This is a genomic window from Hyphomonas sp. UBA3601 (assembly GCF_002375605.1).
Taxonomy (GTDB): Bacteria; Pseudomonadota; Alphaproteobacteria; order Caulobacterales; family Hyphomonadaceae; genus Hyphomonas.
On record NZ_DFME01000106.1, the window covers coordinates 10,243 to 12,012 of the forward strand.

3 protein-coding genes are annotated in these 1,770 nt (G+C 56.3%); all 3 read left to right on the top strand.

Annotated elements, in window-relative coordinates; translation table 11 throughout:
• On the top strand, positions 1–270 hold a 270-nt coding region (locus B4F73_RS10585), incomplete at its 5' end, for an OmpA/MotB family protein (protein ID WP_290483215.1).
• A gap of 45 nt (positions 271–315) precedes the next feature.
• Entirely contained in the window at positions 316–1,626 is a 1,311-nt protein-coding gene (locus B4F73_RS10590; protein ID WP_290483216.1) for a flagellar hook protein FlgE, read from the top strand.
• Between the two features lie 28 nt (positions 1,627–1,654).
• The coding region (locus tag B4F73_RS10595) for a flagellar basal body protein (protein ID WP_290481703.1) at positions 1,655–1,770 on the top strand (116 nt) is incomplete at its 3' end.

The window sequence follows — 1,770 nt, forward strand, 5'->3', positions numbered from 1 at the left end:
ATCAAGATTGTTGGCCATACCGACAGCTTGCAATACCGTCTGGATGCGAACTACGACAATTGGAACCTGTCCACCGACAGGGCCAACGTCATCCGCAAGCTTCTGCTCGAAAAGGGTATGATGCCATCACGGTTACGCGAGGTCTCCGGCCGGGCCGATACTGATCCACTCGCTCCGGAGAATCCTTCGGCCTCCCAAAACCGGAGGATATCGATCATCATCCTGACGGACGGCCAGTCCAAAGATGAATCAGGGTTATCTGCTTATTAACAAATCCGCTCCAGTGATAGAGTACATCTGTCGTAGGAGTCGACCATGAGCATTTCTTCATCCCTGAATGCGGGCGTAATGGGGCTGAACTCAAATTCAAGCCGTCTTTCCGCCATTTCTGACAATATCGCGAACTCATCAACATACGGCTACAAGCGAAGCCAAGTTGATTTTTCAAGCATGGTTCTGCAACAGCAGTCCTCTGCTTACGCCGCAGGCGGCGTCCGGGTTACGGCCTTCAAGGACATTGCCGCAACGGGATCGCTCATCTCTACAGGCAACGCAACCGACCTTGCGGTCTCGGGCCGCGGTTTAGTTCCGGTTACGGACAATACGGGCGTGAATTCGCTCTCGTCGGAGCGCAGCCTGATGATGCTTCCAACGGGCTCATTCTACGCAGACGAAAGCGGAAACTTACGGACTCAGAGCGGGCTCTTCCTGCTTGGTTGGCCTGCAAATTCCGACGGTGAAATCGGCAATGTCAGCCGCAATAGCGGCACCGACCTCGAGCCAGTCAACATTGCGGCATCCCAATACACTGCCTCCCCAACATCCCGCATCGAGCTCGGCATCAACCTTCCGGCCGATGCCACCACAGCTGGTGGGACGGGTGAGAGCTACACACTGCCGATAGAGTACTTTGACAATCTGGGCCGCGCCCAAACATTGTCTTTGGAATTCAGCCCGAACGTTCCCGCATCAGGCTCAAGCAATGCCTGGTCGGTGGAGATATTCGATAGCGCAGGCGACCCGGCCGTTTCGATTGGCGATCTGGCCGTCAACTTCTCCGACAGCGCTGTAAATGGCGGCCGTATCGACACCGGTGGTGTAACCGCGTCCAACGGTGCGACCTATGATGATGCGACCGGCACCGTCACGCTGAATCTGCCCCACGGTGACGTCGAGGTATTCATCGGCCGACCGAATGACAGCGCGGGTATCACTCAGCTCTCCGCCAACTTCTCACCAACTTCGGTTAGCAAGGACGGGGCACCCATCGGGGACCTTCAGTCTGTTGAAATTGACGAGAATGGCTATCTGCAAGCCATCTACAATACCGGCTTCCGCCGGACCCTCTACCAGATTCCGGTTGGTGATGTTCCGAACATGAACGGATTGAAGGCACTGGACGGTCAGGCCTTTCGTGTTTCTGCTGAAAGCGGAAACTTGTATCTCTGGGACGCTGGGACCGGGCCGGTGGGCAGCATCGAGGGCTACGCCCTGATGGAATCCACAACCGATATCGCTGCGGAGCTTACAGACCTGATTGAAACACAGCGCGCCTACTCTTCCAGCGCGAAGATCGTGCAGACGGTCGACGAGATGCTACAAGAGACAACCAATCTGAAGCGCTGATCCGCAACTCTGACAGGCGAGCTCTGCTTTGAGTATTTCCCACGCCATCAACGCAGCACAATCCGGCCTGAAGGTATCTGGCCTTCGGGCCGACATTGTCGCCACGAACGTCGCAAACGCATCAACGCCGGGCTATGTCCGGCG